Source organism: Desmospora profundinema (assembly GCF_031454155.1).
Taxonomy (GTDB): domain Bacteria; phylum Bacillota; class Bacilli; order Thermoactinomycetales; family DSM-45169; genus Desmospora; species Desmospora profundinema.
Window position 1 is genome coordinate 89,616 of record NZ_JAVDQG010000008.1, and the last position, 23,708, is coordinate 113,323.

General features: G+C 55.6%; 23 protein-coding genes. 20 read left to right on the top strand and 3 right to left on the bottom strand.

Going from position 1 to position 23,708, the window contains the following annotated elements:
• Nucleotides 1-161 precede the first annotated feature (161 nt).
• The 9 genes from coaBC to JOE21_RS15605 all read left to right on the top strand — a co-directional run bounded on the left by coaBC (nucleotide 162) and on the right by JOE21_RS15605 (nucleotide 11,653).
• Nucleotides 162-1,361 carry a bifunctional phosphopantothenoylcysteine decarboxylase/phosphopantothenate--cysteine ligase CoaBC gene (coaBC, locus tag JOE21_RS15565; RefSeq protein ID WP_309868171.1) on the top strand — a complete coding sequence of 400 codons (1,200 nt, stop codon included), beginning with the start codon at nucleotides 162-164 and terminating at the stop codon, nucleotides 1,359-1,361.
• A complete protein-coding gene (priA, locus tag JOE21_RS15570; protein ID WP_309868175.1) occupies nucleotides 1,348-3,825 on the top strand; it encodes a primosomal protein N' in 2,478 nt (825 codons plus the stop codon). Before coaBC ends, priA begins: the two co-directional genes overlap by 14 nt.
• Nucleotides 3,826-3,838: 13 nt before the next feature.
• A complete protein-coding gene (def, locus tag JOE21_RS15575) occupies nucleotides 3,839-4,312 on the top strand; it encodes a peptide deformylase (RefSeq protein WP_309868177.1) in 474 nt (157 codons plus the stop codon).
• Entirely contained in the window at nucleotides 4,312-5,259 is a 948-nt protein-coding gene (fmt, locus tag JOE21_RS15580) for a methionyl-tRNA formyltransferase (RefSeq protein WP_309868178.1), read from the top strand. The genes def and fmt overlap by 1 nt, the downstream gene beginning before the upstream one ends.
• Nucleotides 5,259-6,623 (top strand): 16S rRNA (cytosine(967)-C(5))-methyltransferase RsmB, encoded by a 1,365-nt coding sequence (rsmB, locus tag JOE21_RS15585; RefSeq protein ID WP_309868180.1) that lies wholly within the window; start codon nucleotides 5,259-5,261, stop codon nucleotides 6,621-6,623. The genes fmt and rsmB overlap by 1 nt, the downstream gene beginning before the upstream one ends.
• Nucleotides 6,624-6,991: 368 nt before the next feature.
• Complete coding sequence (locus JOE21_RS15590) at nucleotides 6,992-7,690, top strand: GAF domain-containing protein (protein ID WP_309868181.1); 699 nt, start codon at nucleotides 6,992-6,994, stop codon at nucleotides 7,688-7,690.
• Nucleotides 7,691-7,825: 135 nt separating this feature from the next.
• Nucleotides 7,826-9,385 (top strand): spore germination protein, encoded by a 1,560-nt coding sequence (locus JOE21_RS15595; RefSeq protein WP_309868183.1) that lies wholly within the window; start codon nucleotides 7,826-7,828, stop codon nucleotides 9,383-9,385.
• Entirely contained in the window at nucleotides 9,382-10,551 is a 1,170-nt protein-coding gene (locus tag JOE21_RS15600; RefSeq protein ID WP_309868184.1) for a GerAB/ArcD/ProY family transporter, read from the top strand. The genes JOE21_RS15595 and JOE21_RS15600 overlap by 4 nt, the downstream gene beginning before the upstream one ends.
• A complete protein-coding gene (locus tag JOE21_RS15605) occupies nucleotides 10,538-11,653 on the top strand; it encodes a Ger(x)C family spore germination protein (RefSeq protein ID WP_309868185.1) in 1,116 nt (371 codons plus the stop codon). The genes JOE21_RS15600 and JOE21_RS15605 overlap by 14 nt, the downstream gene beginning before the upstream one ends.
• A 49-nt stretch (nucleotides 11,654-11,702) precedes the next feature.
• Here JOE21_RS15605 and JOE21_RS15610 read toward each other — a convergent pair whose 3' ends face one another.
• Entirely contained in the window at nucleotides 11,703-12,122 is a 420-nt protein-coding gene (locus JOE21_RS15610; RefSeq protein WP_309868187.1) for a DUF4395 domain-containing protein, read from the bottom strand.
• Between the two features lie 284 nt (nucleotides 12,123-12,406).
• Between JOE21_RS15610 and rlmN the strand changes: the two genes are divergently transcribed.
• The 5 genes from rlmN (at nucleotide 12,407) to rpe (ending at nucleotide 17,800) form a co-directional block, all read left to right on the top strand.
• Complete coding sequence (gene rlmN, locus JOE21_RS15615; protein WP_309868189.1) at nucleotides 12,407-13,459, top strand: dual-specificity RNA methyltransferase RlmN; 1,053 nt, start codon at nucleotides 12,407-12,409, stop codon at nucleotides 13,457-13,459.
• Between the two features lie 67 nt (nucleotides 13,460-13,526).
• Nucleotides 13,527-14,273: a Stp1/IreP family PP2C-type Ser/Thr phosphatase gene (locus JOE21_RS15620; RefSeq protein ID WP_309868191.1), complete on the top strand. Its 747-nt coding sequence runs from the start codon at nucleotides 13,527-13,529 to the stop codon at nucleotides 14,271-14,273.
• A 25-nt stretch (nucleotides 14,274-14,298) separates the two neighbouring features.
• Nucleotides 14,299-16,098, top strand: coding sequence for a Stk1 family PASTA domain-containing Ser/Thr kinase (gene pknB / locus JOE21_RS15625; RefSeq protein ID WP_309868192.1), 1,800 nt, complete (start codon nucleotides 14,299-14,301; stop codon nucleotides 16,096-16,098).
• Nucleotides 16,099-16,243: 145 nt separating this feature from the next.
• A complete protein-coding gene (rsgA, locus tag JOE21_RS15630; RefSeq protein ID WP_309868193.1) occupies nucleotides 16,244-17,119 on the top strand; it encodes a ribosome small subunit-dependent GTPase A in 876 nt (291 codons plus the stop codon).
• A 3-nt stretch (nucleotides 17,120-17,122) separates the two neighbouring features.
• On the top strand, nucleotides 17,123-17,800 hold the full coding sequence (gene rpe / locus JOE21_RS15635) for a ribulose-phosphate 3-epimerase (protein ID WP_309868194.1): 678 nt from the start codon (nucleotides 17,123-17,125) through the stop codon (nucleotides 17,798-17,800).
• A 9-nt stretch (nucleotides 17,801-17,809) separates the two neighbouring features.
• Here the strand turns inward: rpe and JOE21_RS15640 are convergent, their stop codons facing one another.
• Nucleotides 17,810-18,352 carry a hypothetical protein gene (locus JOE21_RS15640; protein ID WP_309868195.1) on the bottom strand — a complete coding sequence of 181 codons (543 nt, stop codon included), beginning with the start codon at nucleotides 18,350-18,352 and terminating at the stop codon, nucleotides 17,810-17,812.
• 100 nt (nucleotides 18,353-18,452) lie between these two features.
• Between JOE21_RS15640 and thiT the strand changes: the two genes are divergently transcribed.
• The 3 genes from thiT to spoVM all read left to right on the top strand — a co-directional run bounded on the left by thiT (nucleotide 18,453) and on the right by spoVM (nucleotide 19,831).
• The gene (gene thiT / locus JOE21_RS15645) at nucleotides 18,453-19,001 is read left to right on the top strand and encodes an energy-coupled thiamine transporter ThiT (protein WP_309868196.1); all 549 of its coding nucleotides are present in this window, start codon (nucleotides 18,453-18,455) and stop codon (nucleotides 18,999-19,001) included.
• Entirely contained in the window at nucleotides 18,998-19,645 is a 648-nt protein-coding gene (locus tag JOE21_RS15650) for a thiamine diphosphokinase (protein WP_309868198.1), read from the top strand. Before thiT ends, JOE21_RS15650 begins: the two co-directional genes overlap by 4 nt.
• 105 nt (nucleotides 19,646-19,750) lie before the next feature.
• Complete coding sequence (spoVM, locus tag JOE21_RS15655) at nucleotides 19,751-19,831, top strand: stage V sporulation protein SpoVM (RefSeq protein WP_309868290.1); 81 nt, start codon at nucleotides 19,751-19,753, stop codon at nucleotides 19,829-19,831.
• Between the two features lie 158 nt (nucleotides 19,832-19,989).
• Here the strand turns inward: spoVM and rpmB are convergent, their stop codons facing one another.
• A complete protein-coding gene (gene rpmB / locus JOE21_RS15660; protein WP_309868291.1) occupies nucleotides 19,990-20,178 on the bottom strand; it encodes a 50S ribosomal protein L28 in 189 nt (62 codons plus the stop codon).
• Nucleotides 20,179-20,742: 564 nt separating this feature from the next.
• Here rpmB and JOE21_RS15665 point away from each other — a divergent pair.
• Genes JOE21_RS15665 through fakB form a run of 3 tightly spaced genes read left to right on the top strand, consistent with a single transcriptional unit; the run spans nucleotide 20,743 to nucleotide 23,708 of the window.
• Nucleotides 20,743-21,108: an Asp23/Gls24 family envelope stress response protein gene (locus tag JOE21_RS15665; protein ID WP_309868200.1), complete on the top strand. Its 366-nt coding sequence runs from the start codon at nucleotides 20,743-20,745 to the stop codon at nucleotides 21,106-21,108.
• A 50-nt stretch (nucleotides 21,109-21,158) separates the two neighbouring features.
• Nucleotides 21,159-22,829, top strand: coding sequence for a fatty acid kinase ATP-binding subunit FakA (gene fakA / locus JOE21_RS15670; protein WP_374709400.1), 1,671 nt, complete (start codon nucleotides 21,159-21,161; stop codon nucleotides 22,827-22,829).
• Nucleotides 22,830-22,850: 21 nt separating this feature from the next.
• Complete coding sequence (gene fakB / locus JOE21_RS15675) at nucleotides 22,851-23,708, top strand: fatty acid kinase binding subunit FakB (protein WP_309868204.1); 858 nt, start codon at nucleotides 22,851-22,853, stop codon at nucleotides 23,706-23,708.

Here is a 23,708-nt window from a genome sequence, read left to right on the forward strand (position 1 = left end):
CGACAAAAGCGGGCCGGTTCGTCAACAGCCTGGACAATCGGACCCAGGTTGTTATTTTTTACCCAAATCCGATCATACTACTGTGTTTATCATCAGAAATAAATGTGGGGTTCCCACGCTGCCGAAAGAGGTTTCGATTTTAGCGAAAGGGAGGGGCGTACATGAAGGGGAAACGCATCGTGGTCGGTGTGAGCGGCGGGATCGCTGTCTTCAAAGTGGCGGGACTGGTAAGCCAGTTGGCCCAGCGCGGAGCGGATGTACGGGTGATCATGACCCGTTCCGCCACTCAATTTGTCACCCCGCTCACGTTCCAGACCTTATCCCGCAATGCCGTAGCCGTGGATACCTTTGACGAAAAGGATCCCGCTGTTGTCTCTCATATCGACCTGGCCGATCATGCGGATCTGTTCGTCTTGGCACCGGCAACGGCCAATTTGCTGGGCAAGCTGGCCAACGGTATCGGAGATGACATGCTCAGCACGACACTGTTGGCTACACAAGCGCCCATCTTAATCGCACCGGCGATGAATGTTCATATGTATGAAAATCCGATCGTTCAGGAAAACATGGCCAAACTGGCCCGATTGGGCTGCCGTTTTATCGAACCGGGTTCCGGTCAATTGGCATGCGGCTATGTGGGACGCGGCCGGATGGAAGAGCCGGAGCAGATCCTGGAAGCGGTGGAGGAGATGCTGGCACCAACCCCTCTCCTGGCAGGAAGACGGGTATTGGTGACCGCAGGACCGACCCGCGAGTCTTTGGACCCGGTTCGTTACCTGTCCAACCGATCCTCGGGAAAAATGGGATATGCCATCGCAGAAGCGTTTGCCCGTGCCGGAGCGGACACCCTGTTGGTGAGTGGGCCGACCTCGCTTGTGTGTCCGCCGAGTGTCCGCCGGGTGGAAGTATGGACCGCCCAGGAGATGTATCAAATGGTGATGCAGGAGATGGAGCGAACGGATATCATTATCAAGGCGGCAGCGGTGGCGGATTATCGGCCGGTCCGTGTATCAGAATCCAAGATCAAGAAAAACAGCGAAACGTTTACGGTGGAAATGGAACGCACCCCGGATATCGCCTGGGAAGTGGGTCGCAACAAAGGCTCCCGTTTTCTGGTGGGATTTGCCGCCGAAACCGATCAGGTGGAGGAACACGCCAGGGCCAAATTAAGCAAAAAAAACATGGACCTGGTGGTAGCCAACGATGTATCGAAGCCGGGAGCAGGGTTTGACGGGGATACCAACATCGTCACGGTGTGGGATGCCGACGGAGAAGTATTGCGGTTGCCGCAAATGGCGAAAACGGAAGTGGCCCGCCGCTTGGTGGCGTTAATCGGGGAGCGTCTCCATGGACGGGACTGACCCGATCAAGCGAATCGCGTCCGTCTATGTGGAAGTGGCGGCGCAAGGTGTCGACCGCCCGTTCGACTATGAAGTCCCGGAGGAGCTGCACCCGCTTGTCCAGGTGGGGAGCCGGGTACGGGTTCCTTTTGGCCCCCGAAAATTGATGGGTTATGTGGTCGCCTTTCCTACCACTGCTTCCACTTCCCGCCTGAAGCCCATTTTGGACGTGATGGATCTGGAACCGCCGCTCACGCCGGAGTTGGTTCGTCTCGCCCGGTGGGTGGCGGCCACTTATCTGTGTCCGGTGGTCACGGCCCTTCAGGCGATGCTTCCCGCAGTCCTGAAGGGAAAGCACAAGCGGGTGTTCCAACTGGCTGACCCCGGTGCGGTGCCGTTGTTGCCGGAGGCGGAACAAAGCCTGTTGGAACGGCTGAAGCAAAAAAAAGAGTGGCCACAGGAAGCGCTTATGGCGCTGCCGGGGATTACCCCTTCTCTCGTACGCCAGTGGGTGAAGGAGGGGATTCTTCGCGGAGAGGACCGGGTGGGGGATCGGTCCACCCGCAAGACGCGGATCTGGATTGTCCCCGTCGTATCCGCAGAAGCATTAAAGCAGGCACTGGAGTCCATCCCTTCCCGGGCGGAACGGCAGCGTCAGCTGATCCGGCATTTTATCGAACAACCGAAGGAGCAGGTACAGTCGGAGCTGCTGGCCCAACTGGGGATCGGCCGCTCTTCCCTGGATCGTCTCGTGGAAAAGGGGTTGCTGAAGCGGGAGGAACGGGAGGAATACCGGGATCCCTTTGAAGGCCGCTCCTTTGAACGAACCCATCCGCTGCCATTGACCGATGAACAGCGATGCGCCTATACCGCTATTACCTCTCCGCTAAAAGAGCGTCGTTGGAAGCCGGTGTTGCTTCACGGGGTGACGGGAAGCGGCAAGACGGAGGTCTACCTGCAGGCGATCGACTGTGCGTTGACGGATGGGCGGGAAACAATCGTACTGGTGCCGGAGATCTCGCTGACACCGCAGATGGTACGTCGTTTTAAAGGCCGATTTGGCGAGCGAGTGGCGGTGTTGCACAGCGGTTTATCCGACGGGGAGCGGTATGACGAATGGCGTAAAATCCGGCAGGGGGAAGCACAGGTGGTGGTCGGTGCCCGTTCCGCGGTTTTCGCCCCCTTTTCCAACCTGGGATTAATCATTATTGACGAGGAACACGAAAGCTCCTATAAACAGGAAGAGCAACCCCGGTACCATGCGCGGGATGTAGCGATCCGGCGGGCACAGGAGCATGGGGCGGTTCTGGTGATAGGGTCTGCCACTCCATCGGTGGAAAGTTACTTTAAAGCGCGGAAAGGCACATTTGAATGGGTGACGATGAAGCAGCGGGTCCAGGGAAATCCGTTGCCGCCGGTGGAAGTGGTGGACATGCGCGAGGAGCTGAAAGACGGGAACCGCTCCATCTTCAGCCGTGCGCTGCGCCAAGCCTTGGAAGCTTGTGTGGATCGCGGGGAGCAAGCCGTACTGCTTCTTAACCGGCGCGGTTATTCCACTTTTGTGTTATGCCGGGACTGCGGGGAAGCGATTCAGTGCCCCCACTGCGATATCTCCCTCACCTTCCATCGCACCAATCAGACGTTGCGCTGCCATTATTGCGGTTATGCCGAACAGGTGCCGGATACGTGTCCGGCCTGCAGCAGCTCCCACATTCGTTATTTCGGAACGGGAACTCAGCGGGTGGAGGAGGAATTGGCCCGGTTGATGCCGGGGCTGCGGGTGATCCGGATGGATGTGGACACCACCGGCCGAAAGGGTGCCCATGAACGGCTGCTCTCCGCTTTTGGCCAAGGGAAAGCCGATATACTCCTGGGTACCCAGATGATCGCCAAGGGACTGGACTTTCCCCGGGTCAGTTTAGTAGGGGTGATCGCCGCCGACACCATGCTCCACTTGCCGGATTACCGGGCGGGGGAACGGACGTTTCAGCTCCTGACCCAAGTGGCCGGCCGCGCCGGCCGCCATGAGATTCCGGGCAAGGTAGTGGTTCAGACGTACACCCCGGAACATGAGAGTATTCAACTAGCCGCTTCCCATGAGGGGGAAGAATTTTACCGCAGGGAATGCCGGCTCAGAATGGCACATCGCTATCCCCCTTTTTCCCATGTGGTCACCTGCTTGTTGAGCCATCCGGATCGCACGCGGGTCACCCAGGCGGGTGTGCGGGCGGCACAAACCTTGCGGCCGCTTCTGCCTCCGGGTGCGGAGCTGTTGGGACCGGTACCAGCACCGGTTCCGCGTGTTCAGGATCGCTATCGGATTCAGATCATGATTAAGACAGAAGCACATATGGATGAATCACGCGGTTGGTTGGAGGCGCTCCGCCAGTTGCGGGAACGGAAAGACGATCCAGATCTGAGGGTTTCCATCGACCGGGATGGACTGGTTCCCGAGGCGGAAACCACCGGACTGCCCCATGTATGAAGGAGAGATTGCCATGGCGATTCGAAAAATCGTATTCGTACCGGATCCTATTTTGAAAGAGAAGGCCAAACCGGTAACCAAATTTAACGCTCGCTTGCACAAGCTGCTGGATGATATGGCGGATACCATGTATGACGCTCCCGGTGTGGGCTTGGCGGCTCCCCAGGTGGGGATTTTAAAGCGGGTAATCGTGTTGGACGACGGGGAAGGGCTGATCGAAGTGGTCAACCCGGTATTGGAAGATCTGGAAGGGGAACAATTGGGACCGGAGGGGTGTTTAAGCATTCCGGGTCTGCAGGGGGATGTACGCCGGGCTGAACGGTTGCGCGTCAAAGGGCAGGACCGAAACGGCGAACCGATTGAGATGGAAGCGGAAGGCTACTTGGCCCGAATCTTTCAGCATGAGGTGGATCACTTAAACGGTGTGCTGTTTACGGATGTGGCCGACCGTGTGTATGAACCCCGGCGGGAAGAGGAGGAAGATTGATGGAACACCAGACCCGAATCGTATTCATGGGCACCCCGGATTTCGCGGTGCCTTCTCTGCGCGCGTTGGTGACAAAAGGCTACCGTGTCGTCGGTGTGGTCACCCAACCGGATCGGCCCCGGGGGCGCAAACGGATTCTCACTCCGCCGCCGGTGAAAGTGGCGGCGAAGGAGTGGGATTTGCCCGTGTTTCAGCCGGAGCGGGTGCGGAGCCCGGAAGCGTTGGACGAGCTGCTCGCTTGGGAACCGGACTTAATCGTAACCGCCGCTTACGGTCAAATTCTTCCTCGAAAGCTGCTGGAGACTCCCCGCCATGGCTGCATCAATGTACATGCTTCTCTGCTGCCCCGTTACCGGGGAGGGGCTCCGATCCACCACGCGCTCATCCAGGGGGAGAAAGAGACGGGGGTTACCATTATGTACATGGTGGAAGCGCTGGACGCAGGAGACATGTTAGCCCAAGAATCGATTCCCATTGAAGCGGATGACGATGTGGCCTCTCTTCATGATAAATTGTCCCGGATTGGAGCCGATTTGCTGCTTCAGACGCTGCCGCCGTTGTTACGGGGAGAGATTACTCCCGTTCCGCAGGATCCCGATGCCGTCACCTTCGCCCCCAATATCCGGCGGCAGGATGAGCGGATCGATTGGAACCTTCCCGCCCCCCGTTTGGCTGATCAAGTGAGGGGTCTGCGCCCGTGGCCCGTCGCCTTTACCACCTGGGAAGGAAAGCCTCTCAAGATCTGGCGTGCCCGTGCGGAAGAGAGAAACCATCGGGAACAGCCCGGCACGGTCCTGTGCGCTGATGCGTCGGGTGTGATTGTGGCCGCTGGGGAAGGGGTGCTCGTCATCACGGAGTTGCAACCGGCAGGGAAAAAGCCGATGTCTGTGGAATCGTTTGTACGCGGACGCAATCTGGATATCGGTCAACGTCTGGGGGATGGATAATGGCACAAGAGCGTACGGCACGGGAGACGGCCCTGGAAATTTTATTAGCGGTGGAGGAGCGGGGGGCTTTCAGCAACCTGGCTCTGCACGAACACTTGGACCGAAGCGGTTTGGATATCCGGGACAGGGGCTTGGTGACAGAACTGGTCTACGGCACGATTCAGCGGCAATATACGCTGGATTGGATCTTGGGCCGATTGGTCAAAAAAGGACCCGACTCCCTGGAGCGGTGGGTGCACCAGCTGCTGCGCCTGGGATTGTACCAGCTGCGTTACCTGGATAAGATCCCGTCCCGCGCGGCTGTCCATGAAACGGTACGCATTGCCAACCTCCGGGGGCACCGGGGAATTTCAGGATTGATCAACGGCGTGTTGCGATCCTATGTGCGACGGGAACGGGAATTCAACCTGAAGCCGGACGGATCGGTCCGATCACTGGCTCTTGTTCACTCCTTTCCCGAGTGGATGGTAAAACGACTGATCGACAGCTACGGGCCGGGAACAGCGGCCGACATCTTGGCATCCCTCAACCGCCGTCCCCACGTATCGCTCCGGGTCAACCCGCTCCAAGCGGATCCGGCCCGGGTGGCAAATGCGCTAACACAATCGTTTCCGGGGGCTGAAGTGGTCCCGTCGGAAGTGGTCGCCCAAGCATTCACCGTGCGAGGTGCTGGAAATCCGGCGCTCCATCCCGGTTTTGCTAGAGGGTGGTATACCATCCAAGATGAAAGTTCGATGTTGGTGGCAGAAGCGGTGGATCCGCAACCCGGTCAGCGGGTGCTGGACGGCTGTGCCGCCCCGGGGGGGAAAACCACCCACATGGCGGAGCGGATGGGCGATGAAGGATTTCTTCTTGCCTGTGACGTCCATCCCCATAAGGTGGGCTTGATCGAGGAAAATGTCCGCCGCCTGAGCCTGTCTATCGTCCAAGCACGGGAAGCCGATTTGCGCAGCCTGCCGGAGGAGGGGGAGGACGCCTCCTTTGACTGTGTGCTGCTGGATGCTCCCTGTTCCGGATGGGGAGTAATCCGGCGTAAACCGGAGATCAAGTGGGCTCGGGAGGCGGAAGCGGTGGAAGAGTTATCACGGCTCCAGCGGGAGTTGTTGCATGCCGCCGCCCGGATGGTAAAGCCCGGTGGGATCTTGGTGTACAGCACCTGTACCATGGAGCCCCGGGAAAACGAAGAGCAAGTGGATGCCTTCCTGGGGAACCACCCCGATTTCACGGCGGATCCGACGTTGTTGGAACGGTTCTCTGCCAAGGTCCGGGATCAAGCGCTTCACCGGGGAGCCGGTATTCAGATCCTGCCGCACCATTTTGAATCCGACGGATTTTTTATTGCACGCATGGTGAAAAAAGGATAAGATCCGGTGGAGGCATCTTTTTATATGAGCGTCCTTATCAGATTGGATCCGTGTTTTCGTGGAGGCTTGGAAAATCAAGCGGATGCCTTGCCACGCATGGCGAGGTTGGGAACGAAAGTGACCGAGGCAAAAGTACAGGGGAACGTAAGACGAAAAAACCAAAGCCGACCGACTCCTCAGTGTAAAGGTACGAGAATGACGTAAGCGTCTCACCTGATGAGCGAGAGAAAAAACCACAGGGTCATAAAGGAGAGAAAGAAGCATGGCTGCGGGGTCAACCGCCAACATCTCAATTGTGAAGGTGAACTCCCGTGGACATGGAATTTATTGTTAAAATAATCATTGCAAAGCCTTGGGTTGCATATACCTTGCTGGTTTTTGGCGCGCTTCTGGCCGGCATTATCCTGTGGCGGGCCAAAAACGGGGATTCGGTTTCCTTTTTAGGATTGAATCTGCAATCCAACAGCAAACTCCAAAAACTGGAGAAAGAGATTCATCAGTTGAAAGAAGAGGGAAAACAGAAAAACTACGTGATCACTTCCTTGAATACATTGGCTTCGGAGATCTCCCGGTCGCTCATTCTACAGGAACCGGAGTTTGAAGATCAGCGCCGCCGCATCTATAATTATCTCCTATCCTGCGTCGTTGCTGTTTTTGCCGGAAACAAAGGCAACAACCCAAAGGTGTGTATTTTCGTCGATGCCGGCGACGGTATGTTGAAAGTACATGAAGCGGCGGCCCACAGTCCCAATGGCATGCGGAAACTGCGGCTTTCCATCGCCGATTCCGCTGCGGGCTACACCTACCAGACGGGAGAGATCTTTTTTTCCGGTGAAATTCATACCCCTGGAAGCCGCTTCAAAGCTCATCCCAAGGCCCAGTCCACCTACCATTCCCTCATCTGCGCTCCGGTTAAATCCGGGGACGCGGTTCTGGGTGTTCTGAGTGTGACAGGCGATGAAGAGCGCTCCTATACCGATGATGAAAAAATGTATCTCGCTTCCTTCGCCAACGTGTTGGCTCCACTTTTGCAGCTGGAATTGAAGCGGCAGGTACAACCATCATAAAAAACAAAAACGGATGAAAAGAACTCCCGTAAGGGAGCTTTTTTTTGACTAATCGCCACTTTCTTGTCTTCTACAGTCAGTTCGGGGTCATAGTTTCCCATGGCGCTGGAAAGATTAAGCATGTGGTGATGCGGAATGCGAAAACGACGACAACGGAAAAAGCGGGAAGTACTGGAACAGCACTCCCGGGAGCAAGTGGAGAAAAAGGCGAACGATACCCCTGTCTTCGTGGAGTTGGAGAAAAACACTCACTGGATGGCTGAAATAATGGGAGACAGCAGTGATGTGGTCACCCGCTTATTTACGATTCAATATGCCCCTGATCGGAAAGCCGCCGTGATCTACCTGGACGGGATGTGCGACACCCGGAAGATCGAGGAACAACTCTTACGCCCTCTTATGCTGCAGGGGGAACGAATCGACACCAAGACCGATTTATGGAAAATAGTAGAAGAAAGTCTGGTCCAAATCGGCGAGATATCCAAGGAATCGGACATGAAAGGCATACTAGTCGGTTTGCTTAACGGGGACGCCATTCTGTTCGTGGACGGTTACGCGGAAGGGATGGTGATCAGCGCAAAAGGCTGGGCTCAGCGCGGAGTGGACGAACCGCGGGCGGAAGCGGTGGTCCGCGGTTCCCGGGAGGGATTCACCGAAACGCTGCGGGTAAACACAGCCATGATCCGGCGCCGTTTAAAAGATCCGAACTTCCGTCTCAAGGATATGAATGTGGGAGAACGTACCCACACCAATCTCGCCATCGCTTATGTGGAGGGGGTAACCGATCCGGGGATCGTCGATGAGGTGAAGAAAAGGATCGAGGAGATTCAGTTGGACGGCATACTGGAAAGCGGATATATCGAAGAAATGATCCGCGATGCCACCTGGTCCCCCTTTCCTACCCTCCAAAACACGGAACGTCCGGACACCGTGGTTTCCCATCTGTTGGAGGGGAAAGTGGCCATTCTGGTGGACGGCACTCCCCACGTCCTGATTGCCCCGGCTGTGTTTTCACAGTTTTATTACAGTCCCGAGGATTATTACGAAGGGTATCTGATCGGGTCTTTTTTACGTTTGTTGCGCTTGTTGAGTTTTATTATTGCGCTGTTGTTGCCGGCACTCTACATTGCGTTTATCTCTTTCCATCCGGAGATGATTCCGACGAAGTTGGCGATTGCCATGGCCGCAGGAAGGGCGACCGTTCCGTTTCCCTCCATTGTCGAAGCCTTGGTGATGGAGACCGCTGTGGAAATTTTACGGGAGGCCAGTATCCGGCTGCCGGGTCCCATCGGTCCCACCATCGGGATCGTGGGTGCCCTCGTGATCGGCGATGCGGCGGTGACGGCGGGATTGGTATCGCCGCTGATGGTGATCGTGGTGGGTTTGACCACCATCAGTTCCTACGCCAACCCCAGCTACAGCGCCGCTATCTCCATTCGCCTGCTCCGGTTCCCCCTGATGATTGCATCGTCCATCATGGGATTGTACGGGATTATGCTATCGCTGATGCTGTTGTTGCTCCATTTGATCAAAATCCGTTCCTTCGGCCTTCCCTATCTGGCTCCGTTTTCTCCGTTACACTTGTCCGACCTGAAAGACACCTTGATTCGCATCCCTTGGCCCTTTATGAAAAAAAGGCCGACATTGTACCGTCCCAAAGACCAACGGCGTGAGGTGGAGGGAAAAATCCGATGAGTGAAGCCAAACAGGATGTACGCCATGAGGGCAGAAGAACAATCACTCCCTATCAGAGCCATTGCTTGGTGGTGACCACGGTGGTGGGAGTGGGCATCCTGTCATTTCAGAGGGGGGTGGTGGAGGATGTAGGCCCGGATGCGGTCTGGACCATCCTGATCGGCGGGTTAATTGTGCTCGGGGAAGTGGCTCTCCTTACCATGGTGATGCAGCGGTTTTCAGAAGGACATCTGGTGGGAGCGATCCGGGAGTTGGCCGGGAACGAGAGAAGTCGATGGTTTACCACCCTGATGGCGGCGCCGTTTGTGTTGCTGGTGGCAACGTTTTGGTTTTCCGCCACTTCCTATGTCACCCGGACATTCGGTGAAGTGTTGATCAGCGCGGTGCTGCCCTGGACACCGCTGGAGGTGCTGATGCCGGTGATCCTGGGGGTGGCTGCCGTCGTGGCCTCCCATCGGTTGGATTTGGTGGCCCGGTTTAGTGAATTGCTGATGCCGCTGTTGTATCTGCCCATGCCCCTGTTTGTCGTCGGGTGGATACAAGAGGGGAAGTGGAACAACTTCCTCCCGTTGTTTGAAGTGAATTGGCCGCAGGTTTTCCACGGTGTGCTCGGCTCTTTTTTGGCATACTCCGGCATCAGTGTATTGTTGGCGTTTATGGGTTACTACCGGTATCCTCATCGGGCGATGTCCGCTCATTTATCCGGGGTGGGGGTCGTGGTGTTTTTTTACTGGTTAACGGTGGCTGCATCGGTGGCGGTGTTCGGAATGTACGAAATCCGAAACCTGATGTGGCCGACACTGGACCTGATCACGGTGACGGCGGTTCCGGGGATGATCCTGGAACGATTGGAATCGGCGTTTTTGGCCATCTGGATGGTGGCGGTTTTCACCACGCTGATCAATCTGTACGGCGCGCTGGTGGATGCGATTATGAACTGGTTTCAAATGAAAGAAAAAAGGCGTCCCTATGTTTCTTGGTTTCTTTTCCCGTTTATTTTTATGACCGCTTACCTGCCGCCCAACCTGCCGGTAGTTTTTCGATGGGGAGATTGGTCCGGGTGGTATGAACCGGTGGTCATTGTGATCATTTTACTTTTCCTGTTTCTGCTGTCCGTGTTTCGTGGAAAGGAGAGCGAAAGGGGGCAGGCTGATGCGCTTTCATAAAGGGCTGGTAGTGGCGATGATCATCACCTTATTGCCCGGGTGCTGGGATGCGCGGGAGATCGAGGATCGCACTGCGGTGGTGGCGACCGCCATTGATACCCACCCGGAAGGGTATGAAGTAACCGTCCAAATTCCCATTCCGATGAAGATCGTCGGAGGTGGGGAAGGCGGCGGCGATGGGGGACAGGAAGCAGTGGAGATCTTGTCCGGCGAGGGCAGTACGGTTTCAGATGCGTTGGATGAAATCCAAGCGAAAAGCAACCAAGACGTATTCTTCGGGAACAACCGCTTAATTCTCATCGGAGAGGAAATGGCGAAAAAAGGGATTGGGCAGATGTTGGACTCGCTTCGGCGAAATCCGGAAATTCGGCGGCGTCAATGGCCGGTGGTGGTGAAAGGCAAGGCAAAGGATACGCTCGGAGTGAACACCAAATTGGAACAGGTTCCGATGGAGTTTATCCTTAGTATGTTGGAAAATGGCATTCGGGACGGGTTGTTTGTAAGGGAGGGATTAAATGATTTGTTTGAAGATCTCTCTAACCCGGCGAAAGAACCGGTGGTCAATTATATCACAGTGGTCAAAGACGATATATTGTGGTCGGGTGTGGCGGTGTTTCGGGGAGACCGGATGGTGGGAAAATTTGACCGGAAGGTGAGTCGGGCGGTGATCCATATCGGATACGGTGACATGGGCGAACCGACCGACGCCAGCTGCATCAAGGTCCCGGGGGAAATCGTGTTTGCTCCCAAAGAGTTGAAACGCCGGGTGAAAATTCTAGAAGACGGCGAAAAGCTTCGAATACGGGTACAAATCGATATGAGGGGCGATATAACGGAACGGACCTGTCAAATAGACCTCAGTTCTGATGATAATCTGGCGGTGCTGGAGAAATCGGTGGAGCGGGTGTATGAACGGAGGGCCCGGCACACCATTCGGAGGGCACAGGCGGTGGGTTCAGACATCTTCAATTTCGGCGATATCATTCGGGCCCGTCATCCCGGTCGATGGAGAGCGATGGATTGGGAAAAGGAGTTTCCCGATGTGGAGGTGGATGTAAACTATAAGGTAACAATCCGTCGTTTTGGCACTGAGGCCCGATAAAAGGGGACCGTTTACGGTCCCCTTTTATCGTGGGTGGATGGGTTAAATTTTAAGTCGTTTGGTTTCGGTTGTGTTTCCAGCGGAGGATCTGCATCCGGATAAAGCAGCCGACACAAAAACCCAGGATGGCGATCAATGCGGCGACCGCCACCAGAACGGCGAAGGTGTAACCAAGCACCGGCCAGCCCAGGCTGAAGCCGGCCAGACTCAGTGTGAGGCAGCTGACGGCGATCCCCTGGTTGAAGCGTTGCTGGGCGGGATCTTCCAGCGGATAATCGGCAGCCGGCTTTTTCAACAACGGGCGGGCCAGAAGGAATAGAGGGTTTTTTCTAAACACCAAGCTTGCGATTCCAACCAGGAGAGGGATCGCCAGGATCCATACCTGGTTCAGCCCCAGGGCGAGCAGGACGGAACCGACTTGGAACCATTGGTTCACTCGGACGAGGGGCAAAGGAATTCCGTTCGTCATGTTAGCACCTCTCTTGATCCAAGTAGATGGATATGGTTAGTTGTATTATAGTCCAGAATGAAAAAGAAGCCCAGGATAAAAAATGCCCGCTTTCTTTAACAAAAAATTTGTTTTCCCTCGCCCATCTTCCCAGTACAATGAAAACGGACGGATGAAAATGGGGAGATATCGACTTTAATCGTCCGTCATTTTCCCTGTGTGGATCTTTTCATGAAACCGCGGGACTGATATAATAAGGAAAGTTTTGAGGAATGATTTGACTTTATACTTGGGAGTTCTTGATCATGAAACCTTTCGTGTACGACCGAATCCATACCGAATGGAAAGAATGGATGGAGGAACAGGGGGAGCCTGCCTTCCGGGCCGACCAAGTGATGGATTGGCTTTACCGCAAGCGGGTGCCCCGTTTCGACGAATGGTCCAACCTGTCCCACGGGCTGCGGGAACGGTTGGCCGACTCCTTCAACCTGCATGCGCTGGAAACGATCACCTCGCAGCAGTCGGCGGACGGAACCGTGAAGTTTCTGTTCCAGCTCCATGACGGACATGCGATTGAGACGGTGATCATGCGCCACCAATACGGCAACAGCGTTTGCGTTACCACCCAGGTCGGTTGCCGGATCGGTTGTACCTTTTGTGCTTCCACCCTGGGCGGATTAAAACGGAATTTAACCGCAGGGGAAATCGTGGCCCAGGTGGTGGAGGCCCAGCGATACCTGGATCAGGCAGGGGAACGGGTCCGCTCCGTCGTGATCATGGGGATCGGCGAACCGTTTGAAAACTATGATGCGACAGTACGCTTTATCCGTATCATCAATGATCCTCTGGGTTTGAAAATCGGTCAGCGGCATATCACGGTCTCCACCAGCGGGATTGTACCTTCGATCCATCGTTTCGCTGATGAAGGGCTGCAGGTGGGGCTGGCTATTTCCCTGCACGCCCCCAACCAGGAGCTGCGCAAAAGGCTGATGCCTGTCAGCCGACGCTACCCCCTGGAGGAACTGTTGGAAGCTTGTCATGGTTATGAAGAGAAGACGGGGCGGCGTCTCACGTATGAGTACGCCTTGATCGGAGGGAAGAACGACCAACCGGAGCACGCCCACGAATTGGGTCAATTGTTAACCGGCAGCGGTTCGCTGGTCAACCTGATCCCGGTCAATTACGTGCCCGAGAGAAACTACACCCGGACGCCCCGGAACCAGATCTTTCGGTTCCAACGCATCCTGGAATCCTATCAGGTGAAGGCCACGGTTCGCCGGGAACACGGCAGCGACATCGACGCTGCCTGCGGCCAGCTCCGGGCCAAACATATGAACACGGAAAGACAATCATCGTAAACATCCAAGTTAATGGATCGGGGGAGGCTGTCTCCACCGAAGGTGAAAAGGGAAAGGGGACACCGGAATGGAAAAGGCATGGCTTACCCACAGGGGGCGTGTGAGAGAGGATAACGAAGACAGCGTCGGCCTTTTTCAATCGGACCATGGAGTCACTGTGGCTGTGTTGGCGGACGGCATGGGCGGCCATCAAGCAGGGGATGTGGCCAGCCAGACGGCCGTGCGTGTCATCCAGGAAGAGCTCTCCTCGCTCGCTCCCGATATGGATACAAAAGAACGACGCCGGCGGACATCCGACGCCGCGATGGCGGCCAATGCCGAAGTGTTTAAGATGGCTTCCGGCAACAAGAAACTCAAGGGAATGGGCACGACGTTGATTACCGCTGTACTGGGACGGCAGGAGATTGTCCTGGCCCACATCGGCGACAGCCGAGCGTATCTCTTGCACGAGGACGGATTATACCAACTGACGGAGGACCATTCCCTGGTCAATGTGTTGCGTCAACACGGTGAGATCACCGAAGAAGAAGCCAAGGTGCATCCCCAGCGCAACGTGATTGTGCGTTCACTCGGCACCAATGAAAATGTGGAACCCGATATGATTGTCACCCCATGGTACCGGGAGGACATTCTCTTGATCTGTTCGGATGGTTTATCTGACTTGGTGGAGGTGGATGAGATCGGAACGATTCTGACTACCCCCCTCTCCCTGAAAGAACAGGCGGACCGCTTGCTGCAATGTGCCCTGGATGCCGGAGGAACGGACAATATTTCCATCGTCTTGATAAAGCATAGCCAATCCCAAAATAAATAGAGAAGAAGAGAGAGGTGAGATGTCAATGGAAGGGAGAAAGTTAGGCGGCCGCTATGAAGTAATCAGCCGGGTCGGCGGTGGCGGCATGGCGGTGGTGTACAAAGCACGGGACGTGCTGTTGAACCGCTTTGTTGCCATCAAGGTGCTGAATGAATCGCTTTCCAATGATTCCGAATTTGTTCGCCGGTTCAGTCGCGAAGCCCAAGCGGCCGCCAGTCTGTCCCACCCCAATGTGGTCAGCGTTTACGATGTGGGACAGGAACGACATACTCATTATATTGTCATGGAATATATCGAGGGACCCACCCTGAAAGAATACATCCAGCAGTATAGTCCCCTCACTTCCGAAGAGATCGTCTCCATTGCGTCTCAAATCTGCGATGCCTTATCCCACGCTCATGAAAACGAGATTGTTCACCGGGACATCAAACCTCACAACATCCTGCTCGGTTATAACGGCCGGGCCAAGGTGACCGACTTCGGGATCGCCCGGGCGACCAGTTCGTCCACGATCACCCAGGCGGGTTCGGTGATGGGCTCCGTTCATTACTTCTCGCCGGAGCAAGCCCGCGGAGGCGTAATCGGAGCCAAGTCGGATATCTACTCCCTCGGGGTGGTTATGTACGAGATGGTCACCGGGGAACTTCCCTTTGATGGAGATTCCGCCATCAGCATTGCCATGAAGCATCTGCAGGACCCGGTGCCGGACCCCTCTACCCTGAATGCGGATGTCCCACAGCACATTCGTGATATCATCATGCGGGCCATGGATAAGGACCCGGATCGGCGCTTCACCTCCGCCCGGGAAATGAAACAAGCAGTGGACGCCATTTTCCACTATGACCGGTTAAACGAACCCCAGTGGCGGAATGGCCGCGAGGAAGACGACGAACCGACCAAACCGATGCCCGCCGTGGGTGCCGGCGCGGTCCGTGCCTCTGCCGGAGACGACAACCGTGACAAGGATGGGCGCCACAAAGTGGGAGAACAGACCCTGGCCAACTTGGAGCGGCTGCGACGGGTTCCCGCCGACAAGGACAAGACGATGCTGGAACGAACCGTCGTCTGGCTGGAAAATGCCCAGGCCAACATGCCGTGGTGGCAGAAGATCCTCTTCGGCTTGTTTACCATCATCGTCATCCTCTCCCTGGCCATCTTCACCTTCGACACCGTTATCGGACTCTTTACGGCAGATGGAGGCGGGACGGTTCCCAATGTGTCGAACATGTCTCAGGCGGAAGCGGTAGCGGCGTTGGAAAAGGCGGGTCTAAAAACCAATACACAGGATATGCCCCATAGTTCGGACAAAGGCACCGTGGTCAAGACGGAACCTGGAGCTGGCAAGGCAGCAGAGAAAGGGTCCACCGTGACCCTTTTTGTCAGTACCGGCTCCGATACGATGATCCTGGATGACTATGCCGGTTCGGATCCGAAGCAAGTGGAGAATTTGCTGAAGGATATGGGAATCGAGGTGAAAGTGTCGGACGAGGAGTATAATTCCGACTACGAGGACGGGCAGGTACATAAGACCGAGCCCGCAAACGGGGAAGAAGTAAAAGCCAGGGATACAGTCACGCTGTATGTCAACTCGGCGGATGGGACTGTGGTGGTGGAGGATTATAATGGGCAGTGGCAATCTCGACTCCAGAATAATGAAAGCAAACTTGATTACAAGGTGGAGTATAAGTTTTATCATGTACCGGGAGTACAACAAGGAATTATCGTTGGATCCGACCCAGCACCAGGGGAAAGAGTAAAAAGGGGAGGCAAGGTTGAAGTTTGGATTTCCCAACCTGGCCAAAAGGAAACGATCCCCAATCGATAGGTGGCTATCACATCTATTTCATTTGATCTCACCCCATCATTTGTACCATAATGAGAACGAGGCGCACATACCTCGTTCCCTTTACGTTTGGAGAAAAACAAAACGCGCCACCATTTTGTGGGCTTGGCCCAGAGAGGAGGACGCTATGCCGGAAGGGCAGATTGTACGGGCGGTCAGCGGATTTTATTATATACGCTCGGCGGAGGGGGATGTGCAGTGCCGGGCACGCGGGGTGTTTAAAAAACGGAAACAGTCCCCATTGGTGGGGGATATGGTGACGTACGAGCCGACGGATCCCGGACAGGGAGTGGTGACGGCGATCGCTCCCCGGACATCGGAGCTAATGCGGCCTCCCATTGCCAATGTGGAACAGGCGGTGGTGGTGGCCTCCCTGCGGGAGCCAGGTGTGCAGCGGGAGCTGTTGGACCGCTTTTTGGTACATGCCGAGCGGGAAGGCTTGCGCATCATCATCTGCCTCACCAAAGGGGACCTGGTGGATGATTCCGGTGAGGTGGACGCCATTCGTACCGTTTACGATCCCGCGGGGTATCCGGTGCTCGTCACCAGCGCCCATACGGGGGAAGGGGTGGAGGAGCTGGCAGCGGAACTGGCCGGCCGTCTGTCCGTATTTGCGGGCCAGTCGGGGGTGGGAAAATCGTCTCTGTTAAATACGATCCTGCCCGAAGTGGAGCTGGCGACAGGGGAAGTGAGCCGCAAATTGGGCCGGGGACGCCACACTACCCGGCAAGTGGAGATCCTGGCTCTGCCTGGGGGAGGCCAAGTGGCCGACACGCCCGGCTTCAGCCAACTTTCATTCCAGCAGATGGAGGAGACGGCCCTGGGGGAGTGCTTCCCGGAAATGGCTCTGCGGTCGCCCCAATGCAAGTTTCGCGGCTGCCTTCATCACAACGAACCCCGCTGTGCCGTGCAGGAAGCGGTGAAGCGGGGGGAGATCGACGAGGGGCGTTACCGGAACTACCTGCAATTTTTGGATGAAATACGGGAACAGCGGAGGTACTAACCCATGACCAAACTGGCACCGTCCATCTTGTCGGCGGATTTCGCCCGCTTGGGCGAAGAGATACGGGATGTGGAACAGGGAGGGGCGGATTGGATCCATGTGGATGTGATGGACGGCCATTTTGTCCCCAACCTGACCATCGGCCCGCTTGTGGTGGAGGCGATTCGCCCCCATACGTCCTTACCCTTGGATGTACACTTGATGATCGAACACCCGGAGCGCTATATCAACGATTTCGTCCGGGCAGGGGCGGATTGGATCACCGTCCATCAGGAAGTGTGTCCCCATTTGCACCGTACACTGGCTCAGATCCGGGAGAGCGGTGCCAAAGCGGGGGTGGCCCTCAACCCGGGAACCTCAGTCAGTGCCATTGAGCCGGTCCTGCAAGAAGTGGATCTTATCCTTTTGATGACGGTAAATCCCGGATTCGGGGGGCAAGTCTTCATTCCGTCTGTCACACGCAAGATTCGGGAGACGACCCGCTTGCTGCGGGAGCGTGGCTTTACCCGTGTAGAAATTGAAGTGGACGGCGGCATCCAACCGGGCACTGCCCGGGAAGCCGCCGCCGCCGGGGCCACCGTCTTTGTCGCCGGTTCCGCCGTCTTCGGCCAAGCCGACCGCAAACAGGCCCTTGATGCGATTCGGGCTGATGCCGAGGCAGGAACGGTGAAGCGGGGATAAATTAGTGGATTACAATTCCTCTCTGCTTGTCCGCATGATGGGATCTTGATCATGGAAACCAATGCAGAGAGGAATCGTACTATTTATTTTTCTGCAATGACGAGAGAAGGCAATAACGGTTTTGGCAACTAAATATAACGTAATACCGATTGCTTTTTCGGTTCTGTCAAAACCACTTTCGGCGTAAATGGCCGCAAAAGCCGTTAGGGTAGGGCCTTCAATTTGATACGACCAATCACAAGCCCAATCATCATCTTGTACTTTCATTGGGTGATAATTCCTGCACACAAAGAGATGGCCGTTCCAGTCGTTGTCTAAATCATATTCAAAATAAACGGCTTTCCCAGAGTACTGATCGGCAATCTCTAAAGAGTGTACGAGTCCTTTTTTCAATTCATCCTGATAAGCATTCAGATCGATGGTTTGAATCCGTTTTGCTTCGTTTTCGGTTGCCATTCGTGTACAGAGACTATGGTATTTGCGATCCATCTGTGTCCAATCTTCAGTCCATAAGTCCTGTTGCATCTCTTGTAGGTAATGATAAATATTCATTCAAACTCCTCCGATCAAGAAAGTACGGTTCTTGCTTGGGTTTTGTCGGAATAGGGAATCCTTACTTATATAACCACCATCTCATAAAGGGGGGACGGTTGTGTCGCAACGTCCACTGATTGTCTTATTGGAAATCGCCATGATCGCCGGAATCGCCCTTATCCTTAATAATGTGATCGCGATCAAGCTGTGGCCCCAGGGCGGGTCCATCAGTCTCGTGATGGTACCCATCGTCATCCTGGCCTTTCGGCGCGGATGGGGGGCAGGAGTGCTCGCCGGTTTGATAGTCGGCTTGTTGGACCTGATGATCGCTCCGTATATCGTCCATCCGGCTCAGGTAGTGCTGGATTATCCCTTGGCGTTTGCCGCCCTGGGAATGGCCGGGGTGGTGAAGCTGAAGGAAGCGCCGCTGAAAGACCAATTGGGTCTGATTGCCATGGCCGTCACTTTCGCGGGAGCGTTGCGCTTGGCTGCCCATTTCACCTCCGGGGTGATTTGGTTCGGTCAGTACGCGCCCGAAGGGTTTTCCCCGGTTCTCTATTCCCTCGCCTACAATGCGTCCTATATCGTTCCGGATATCCTTCTCTCCATCCTGGTGATGGTGGTGCTCGTCACCAAGGCGCCGCAGCTGGTGACCCGCCCCCAATGACCGCCCGGGTGGTGATTGTGGCGGGAGGAGGATTTTCCGAGGAGGATCTGGCCCTGCTTCAGCCCGGTGACTTTCTGATCGGGGTTGACGGCGGGGCCGTCCGTCTGTTGGAGGCGGGACGGGTTCCGCACGTGGCCGTCGGCGATTTCGATACGGCGGGTCCGGCGGAGCAGCGGAAACTGGAAGAAAGGGGAGTCCACGTACACCCCCTTCCCGCTGCCAAGGATGTCACCGACACTCATGAGGCCGTCGACCGTGCACTAAAGCTTCACCCCCGGGAGATCCTTCTCTTGGGGGGACTGGGTGGGTCCCGATTCGACCATGCCCTGGCCAATCTGTTCCTGCTGGAATGGATGGATGCGGCCGGGGTGGCCGGCATCCTCCAAAACGCCCACAACCGGATCCGTCTCCACACCGGCGGTGTGATGACGGTGAAGGCTTCTCCGTTCCCTTATGTTTCCCTGCTGGCCCTTACGGACCGCGCCGAAGGCGTCACTCTGGAAGGATTCCGTTATCCCTTGGAAGAGGCGGTACTTATTCGGGAGGTTCCCCTCGGTGTCAGCAACGAGCTGGCAGCGGAGGAGGGGCGCATCCGAGTCCGTTCCGGAAAGCTGCTGGTAATCGAAAGCAGGGACCGGCCTTGATTCTGCTTGGGGTTGCAGTTCTAGGCACGCTTCACCTCCTATAGAATATAAATAAGTGACCGGGTGAAGCGCGCTTTATACCGACAGGGTGAAGGAGGGATCGGGGTGAAATTTTACACCATCAAGCTCCCAAAGTTCCTAGGAGGGATGGTTAAAGCCTTGCTGGGTGTCTTCCATAAGAAATGACCACCGCGAGGGAGCCGATGGAACAAGGAGTGGGACGGAAACGGACTGATCCATCATCCCTATACTGATCGCCTGGGGGACCGGGCGGTTGTCGCATTTGCATGCAAAAAAAGCGCCCGCCGATGCGGACGCTTTTTTCGTTTTACCAACCCGTCGCTTCAGACGCGGGTTACTTTGCCCGATTTCAGGGCTTTCGTGCTGACGTAGACGCGTTTGGGCTTGCCGTCCACCAGGATGCGCACCTTTTGGACGTTGGCGCCCCATTTGCGGCGGTTTTTCCGGTTGGAGTGGCTCACCTTGTTGCCTGCGTGGCCCTCTTTGCCGGTGATGTAGCAACGACGTGCCATGTTCCCCACCTCCTCCGCTGTGTCTCGGGAGAACAAAAGTGAAACCCGGCTTCCGGTAAGGGAAGGATCCGGGTTGCTGCTTTCCCCGTTAATCCCGGCAAAAGGCCGGGATCCTGGCGACAAAATACTCAACCATTTTAGCATACCTCCCATCTCCTTGCAAGAAAAGGAACCCTTCGGTATGATGGTTGTGTCACCGTTCATCTGGGGAAGATAGGGGCGAATGGGGAAGCGCGGCCAACCGCTGGGCCGTACCGGTCCGCTAAACCCGCATGACGAGGGCATCGCTCCCTGACTCTTGCCGGATGGCTGAACCATCCCTATACTAGGAATAAGAGTGAAGCGGCACCTACATAAGGCGTAACGTTCAGCCTATGGCCTGTCTGGATCGTCATTTTCACGAGAACGCGGGAGGGTTGGTATGCCTTTGGTTTGCTATTTACACTCTTAGCAACGACCGAAGACAGCCGCATCCACCCGAGGTCTCCCATCTAACCGTTATATCAGACATGTCTTAGCGGGCGTTGATGCCCAAGCGAGGAACCTCTTCAAGGAGGAATCATGATGACTTTGGATGTATCCACGAATTACGGTGAAATCGAAGTATCCGACGAAGTGATCGCTACTGTTGCCGGTGTGGCAGCCCTGGACTGCTACGGACTGGTGGGGATGGCATCCCGCAAGCAACTGAAGGATGGAATCGCCGAGCTCTTGGGGCGCGAAAACTGGAGCAGAGGCATTGAGGTCCGTACGGTGGACGATCAGATGGAAATCGACATGCACATCATTGTCAGTTACGGAACCAAAATTTCCGAAGTGGCTCACAATGTGCAGTCCAAAGTGAAGTACACCTTGAATCAGATGATTGGGTTAAAAGTGACGCGAGTCAATATTTTTGTCCAAGGGGTTCGGCTGTTGAACGAAGACTAAGGGGGACCACACTGTTGGCACAACAGATTGACGCAATCTTATTTACACAAATGATCCGGGCGGGTGCCGAACGGCTAAACGGCAATGTGGACTCGGTCAACGCCCTCAACGTCTTCCCGGTTCCGGATGGTGATACGGGAACCAACATGAACCTGACCCTGACCTCGGGCGTAAAAGAACTGGAAAAGAAAGCGGCTGCGGGTTCTGCCCATGTGGGCCAATTGGCTGAGGCTTTTTCCAAGGGGCTGCTGATGGGGGCGCGGGGAAACTCGGGGGTCATTTTGTCCCAGCTGTTCCGCGGATTCGGCAAAGGGGTGGCCCATGAAGAGAGTCTGACTCCCCGGCAGTTTGTCGACGGGTTGAAGCGGGGGGTTGAAACCGCTTACAAAGCGGTGATTAAGCCGGTGGAGGGAACCGTATTGACGGTGGCTCGGGAAGCGGCAGACAAAGGAGTATCCCGCGCCCGTCAGACCGATGATGTAGCGGTGGTTATGGAAGCGGTCCTGGAAGAGGCCCGCGTTTCGTTGAACAAGACACCAACGTTGTTGCCAGTGTTGGCCCAGGCCAACGTGGTGGATGCCGGAGGGCAAGGTCTTTTACTAATTTATGAGGGTTTTTATGCTGCCCTGACGGGAGAAGAAATTTCCTATAGTGTGATCGATGCCACCCGCACACCGGATTTGGAGACCCTGGGCAGGATCGCTCATGAGCAAAATGCCCAAGCCCACTTTGATACATCGGAGATTGAACACGGCTACTGCACGGAATTCATGGTGAAGCTGACCGGGGAAAAGGTTCGGAAAAACCCCTTCGACGAGGAACAATTCCGTGCCGATATGGGCCGATTTGGAGACTCCCTGCTGGTGGTGGCAGATGATGATTTGGTCAAAGTGCACATTCATGCGGAACATCCCGGGGAAACCCTTACATTTGCCCAGCGATTCGGGGATCTGACCGGCATTAAAATTGAAAACATGCGGGAACAGCATACCACCATCCTGGAACAAGGAGGGAGGGCGCATGCTGCACCGGCAGCAGTCGCACCGGAAGCATCCCGTTCGATCAAGCCCTTCGGGATCGTGGCCGTAGCCGCTGGTGACGGAATTGCCGACATCTTCAGCAGCTTGGCGGTGGATGAAGTCATCCAAGGCGGGCAAACGATGAACCCCAGTACGGAGGAGTTGGTGCAGGCGGTAAAACGGATTCACGCCAACCATGTATTCATCCTGCCCAATAATAAAAACATCATTCTGACGGCGGAACAGGTAGCCGACCTGGTGGAAGTGCCGGTAACGGTATTGCCCACTCGTACCATTCCGCAAGGGTTGGCTGCGTTACTGGCCTTTAATGAGGAGTCCGAAGCGGAGGAAAATCGGGAACGGATGATGGAAAGCGTTCATGGAGTCCGTTCCGGGGAAGTGACCTACGCGGTACGAGATTCCAAGTATGAGGGCGGCACCATTAAAGAAGGGGACTTCCTGGGAATCCAGGAGGGTAAGATCCAAACGGTGGGCGACAACCTGATCGAGACTTCTCAACATCTGCTCGCCCAGATGTTATCCGACGGGGCGGACGTGGTAACCATCCTCTATGGAAAAGACGTTACCGATTCCCAGGTAAAAGCGTTGACCGATTTCCTGAAACAACGCCATCCCGAGGTGGAATGTGAAGTGCACGATGGAGGACAACCGCTCTACTTTTTCCTATTCTCTGTCGAATAACGGATATTCTGGGGGTGCCCTATGGCTAAAGTACAGGTGATTACGGACAGCACGGCGGACATTCCGCGCCATTTGGTGGAAGAATTGAACATCTCGGTCGTTCCTCTGAAGGTTCATCTGGAGGGTACATCTTATTTGGATGGGGTGGATATTGGACCCCAGGAGTTTTATAAGAAGCTGAAGGAAGCCAAGGAACTGGCGACCACATCACAGCCCTCGCCGATCGACTTTGTGGAAGCGTACCGGGAAGCGGCTAAGGACGGCGAAACGGATATTCTCTCCATCCATCTCTCTTCCGCCGTCAGTGGAACCTACCAATCCGCACTGTTGGCCCAGTCGATGGTGGAAGATGAGTTTAAGGTGACGGTGATCGATTCCAGAGAAGCTTCCTACGCCATTGGAATCATCGTGGTGGAAGTAGCCAAAGCGGCCAAAGAAGGGAAATCGCTGGATGAATGCGTCGCCATCGCGCAGGAGATCCGTGAGAACATCCAGGTCTATTTTCTGGTGGACTCCCTGGATTACCTGCAAAAAGGCGGCCGGATTGGGAAAGCTTCCGCCATGGTGGGCTCACTCCTCAACATCAAACCGATCCTTTCCATCAGTGAGGAAGGAGAGGTTTATCCCGTGGACAAAGTACGCGGTAAAAATAAAGCGACTGCCCGTATTTTTGAGATGTTGAAGGAAAGCTCTCCCAAAGGAGCGCGTTTAGGCGCCATCGTATACACCGACAATCGGGAAGAAGGGGAACGCTGGGCGGAGCAGATGAAAGAAACGTTCCAGCTAAGCGATGTGGTGATGGCCGAGATCGGTGCAGTGATCGGTACTCATGTGGGGCCGGGAACCATCGCGACCATCCTCGTCCCCAACCGCGACTGA

Coding starts and splice junctions, on each gene's coding strand:
- fakB (WP_309868204.1), top strand. CDS start 22,851: ATGGCTAAAGTACAGGTGATTACGGACAGCACGGCGGACATTCCGCGC.
- JOE21_RS15600 (WP_309868184.1), top strand. CDS start 9,382: ATGAGTGAAGCCAAACAGGATGTACGCCATGAGGGCAGAAGAACAATC.
- rpe (WP_309868194.1), top strand. CDS start 17,123: ATGACCAAACTGGCACCGTCCATCTTGTCGGCGGATTTCGCCCGCTTG.
- pknB (WP_309868192.1), top strand. CDS start 14,299: ATGGAAGGGAGAAAGTTAGGCGGCCGCTATGAAGTAATCAGCCGGGTC.
- rpmB (WP_309868291.1), bottom strand. CDS start 20,178: ATGGCACGTCGTTGCTACATCACCGGCAAAGAGGGCCACGCAGGCAAC.
- fakA (WP_374709400.1), top strand. CDS start 21,159: ATGATCCGGGCGGGTGCCGAACGGCTAAACGGCAATGTGGACTCGGTC.
- rsmB (WP_309868180.1), top strand. CDS start 5,259: ATGGCACAAGAGCGTACGGCACGGGAGACGGCCCTGGAAATTTTATTA.
- JOE21_RS15665 (WP_309868200.1), top strand. CDS start 20,743: ATGACTTTGGATGTATCCACGAATTACGGTGAAATCGAAGTATCCGAC.
- priA (WP_309868175.1), top strand. CDS start 1,348: ATGGACGGGACTGACCCGATCAAGCGAATCGCGTCCGTCTATGTGGAA.
- rlmN (WP_309868189.1), top strand. CDS start 12,407: ATGAAACCTTTCGTGTACGACCGAATCCATACCGAATGGAAAGAATGG.
- JOE21_RS15595 (WP_309868183.1), top strand. CDS start 7,826: ATGCGAAAACGACGACAACGGAAAAAGCGGGAAGTACTGGAACAGCAC.
- JOE21_RS15650 (WP_309868198.1), top strand. CDS start 18,998: ATGACCGCCCGGGTGGTGATTGTGGCGGGAGGAGGATTTTCCGAGGAG.
- JOE21_RS15640 (WP_309868195.1), bottom strand. CDS start 18,352: ATGAATATTTATCATTACCTACAAGAGATGCAACAGGACTTATGGACT.
- def (WP_309868177.1), top strand. CDS start 3,839: ATGGCGATTCGAAAAATCGTATTCGTACCGGATCCTATTTTGAAAGAG.
- JOE21_RS15610 (WP_309868187.1), bottom strand. CDS start 12,122: ATGACGAACGGAATTCCTTTGCCCCTCGTCCGAGTGAACCAATGGTTC.
- JOE21_RS15605 (WP_309868185.1), top strand. CDS start 10,538: ATGCGCTTTCATAAAGGGCTGGTAGTGGCGATGATCATCACCTTATTG.
- fmt (WP_309868178.1), top strand. CDS start 4,312: ATGGAACACCAGACCCGAATCGTATTCATGGGCACCCCGGATTTCGCG.
- coaBC (WP_309868171.1), top strand. CDS start 162: ATGAAGGGGAAACGCATCGTGGTCGGTGTGAGCGGCGGGATCGCTGTC.
- JOE21_RS15620 (WP_309868191.1), top strand. CDS start 13,527: ATGGAAAAGGCATGGCTTACCCACAGGGGGCGTGTGAGAGAGGATAAC.
- rsgA (WP_309868193.1), top strand. CDS start 16,244: ATGCCGGAAGGGCAGATTGTACGGGCGGTCAGCGGATTTTATTATATA.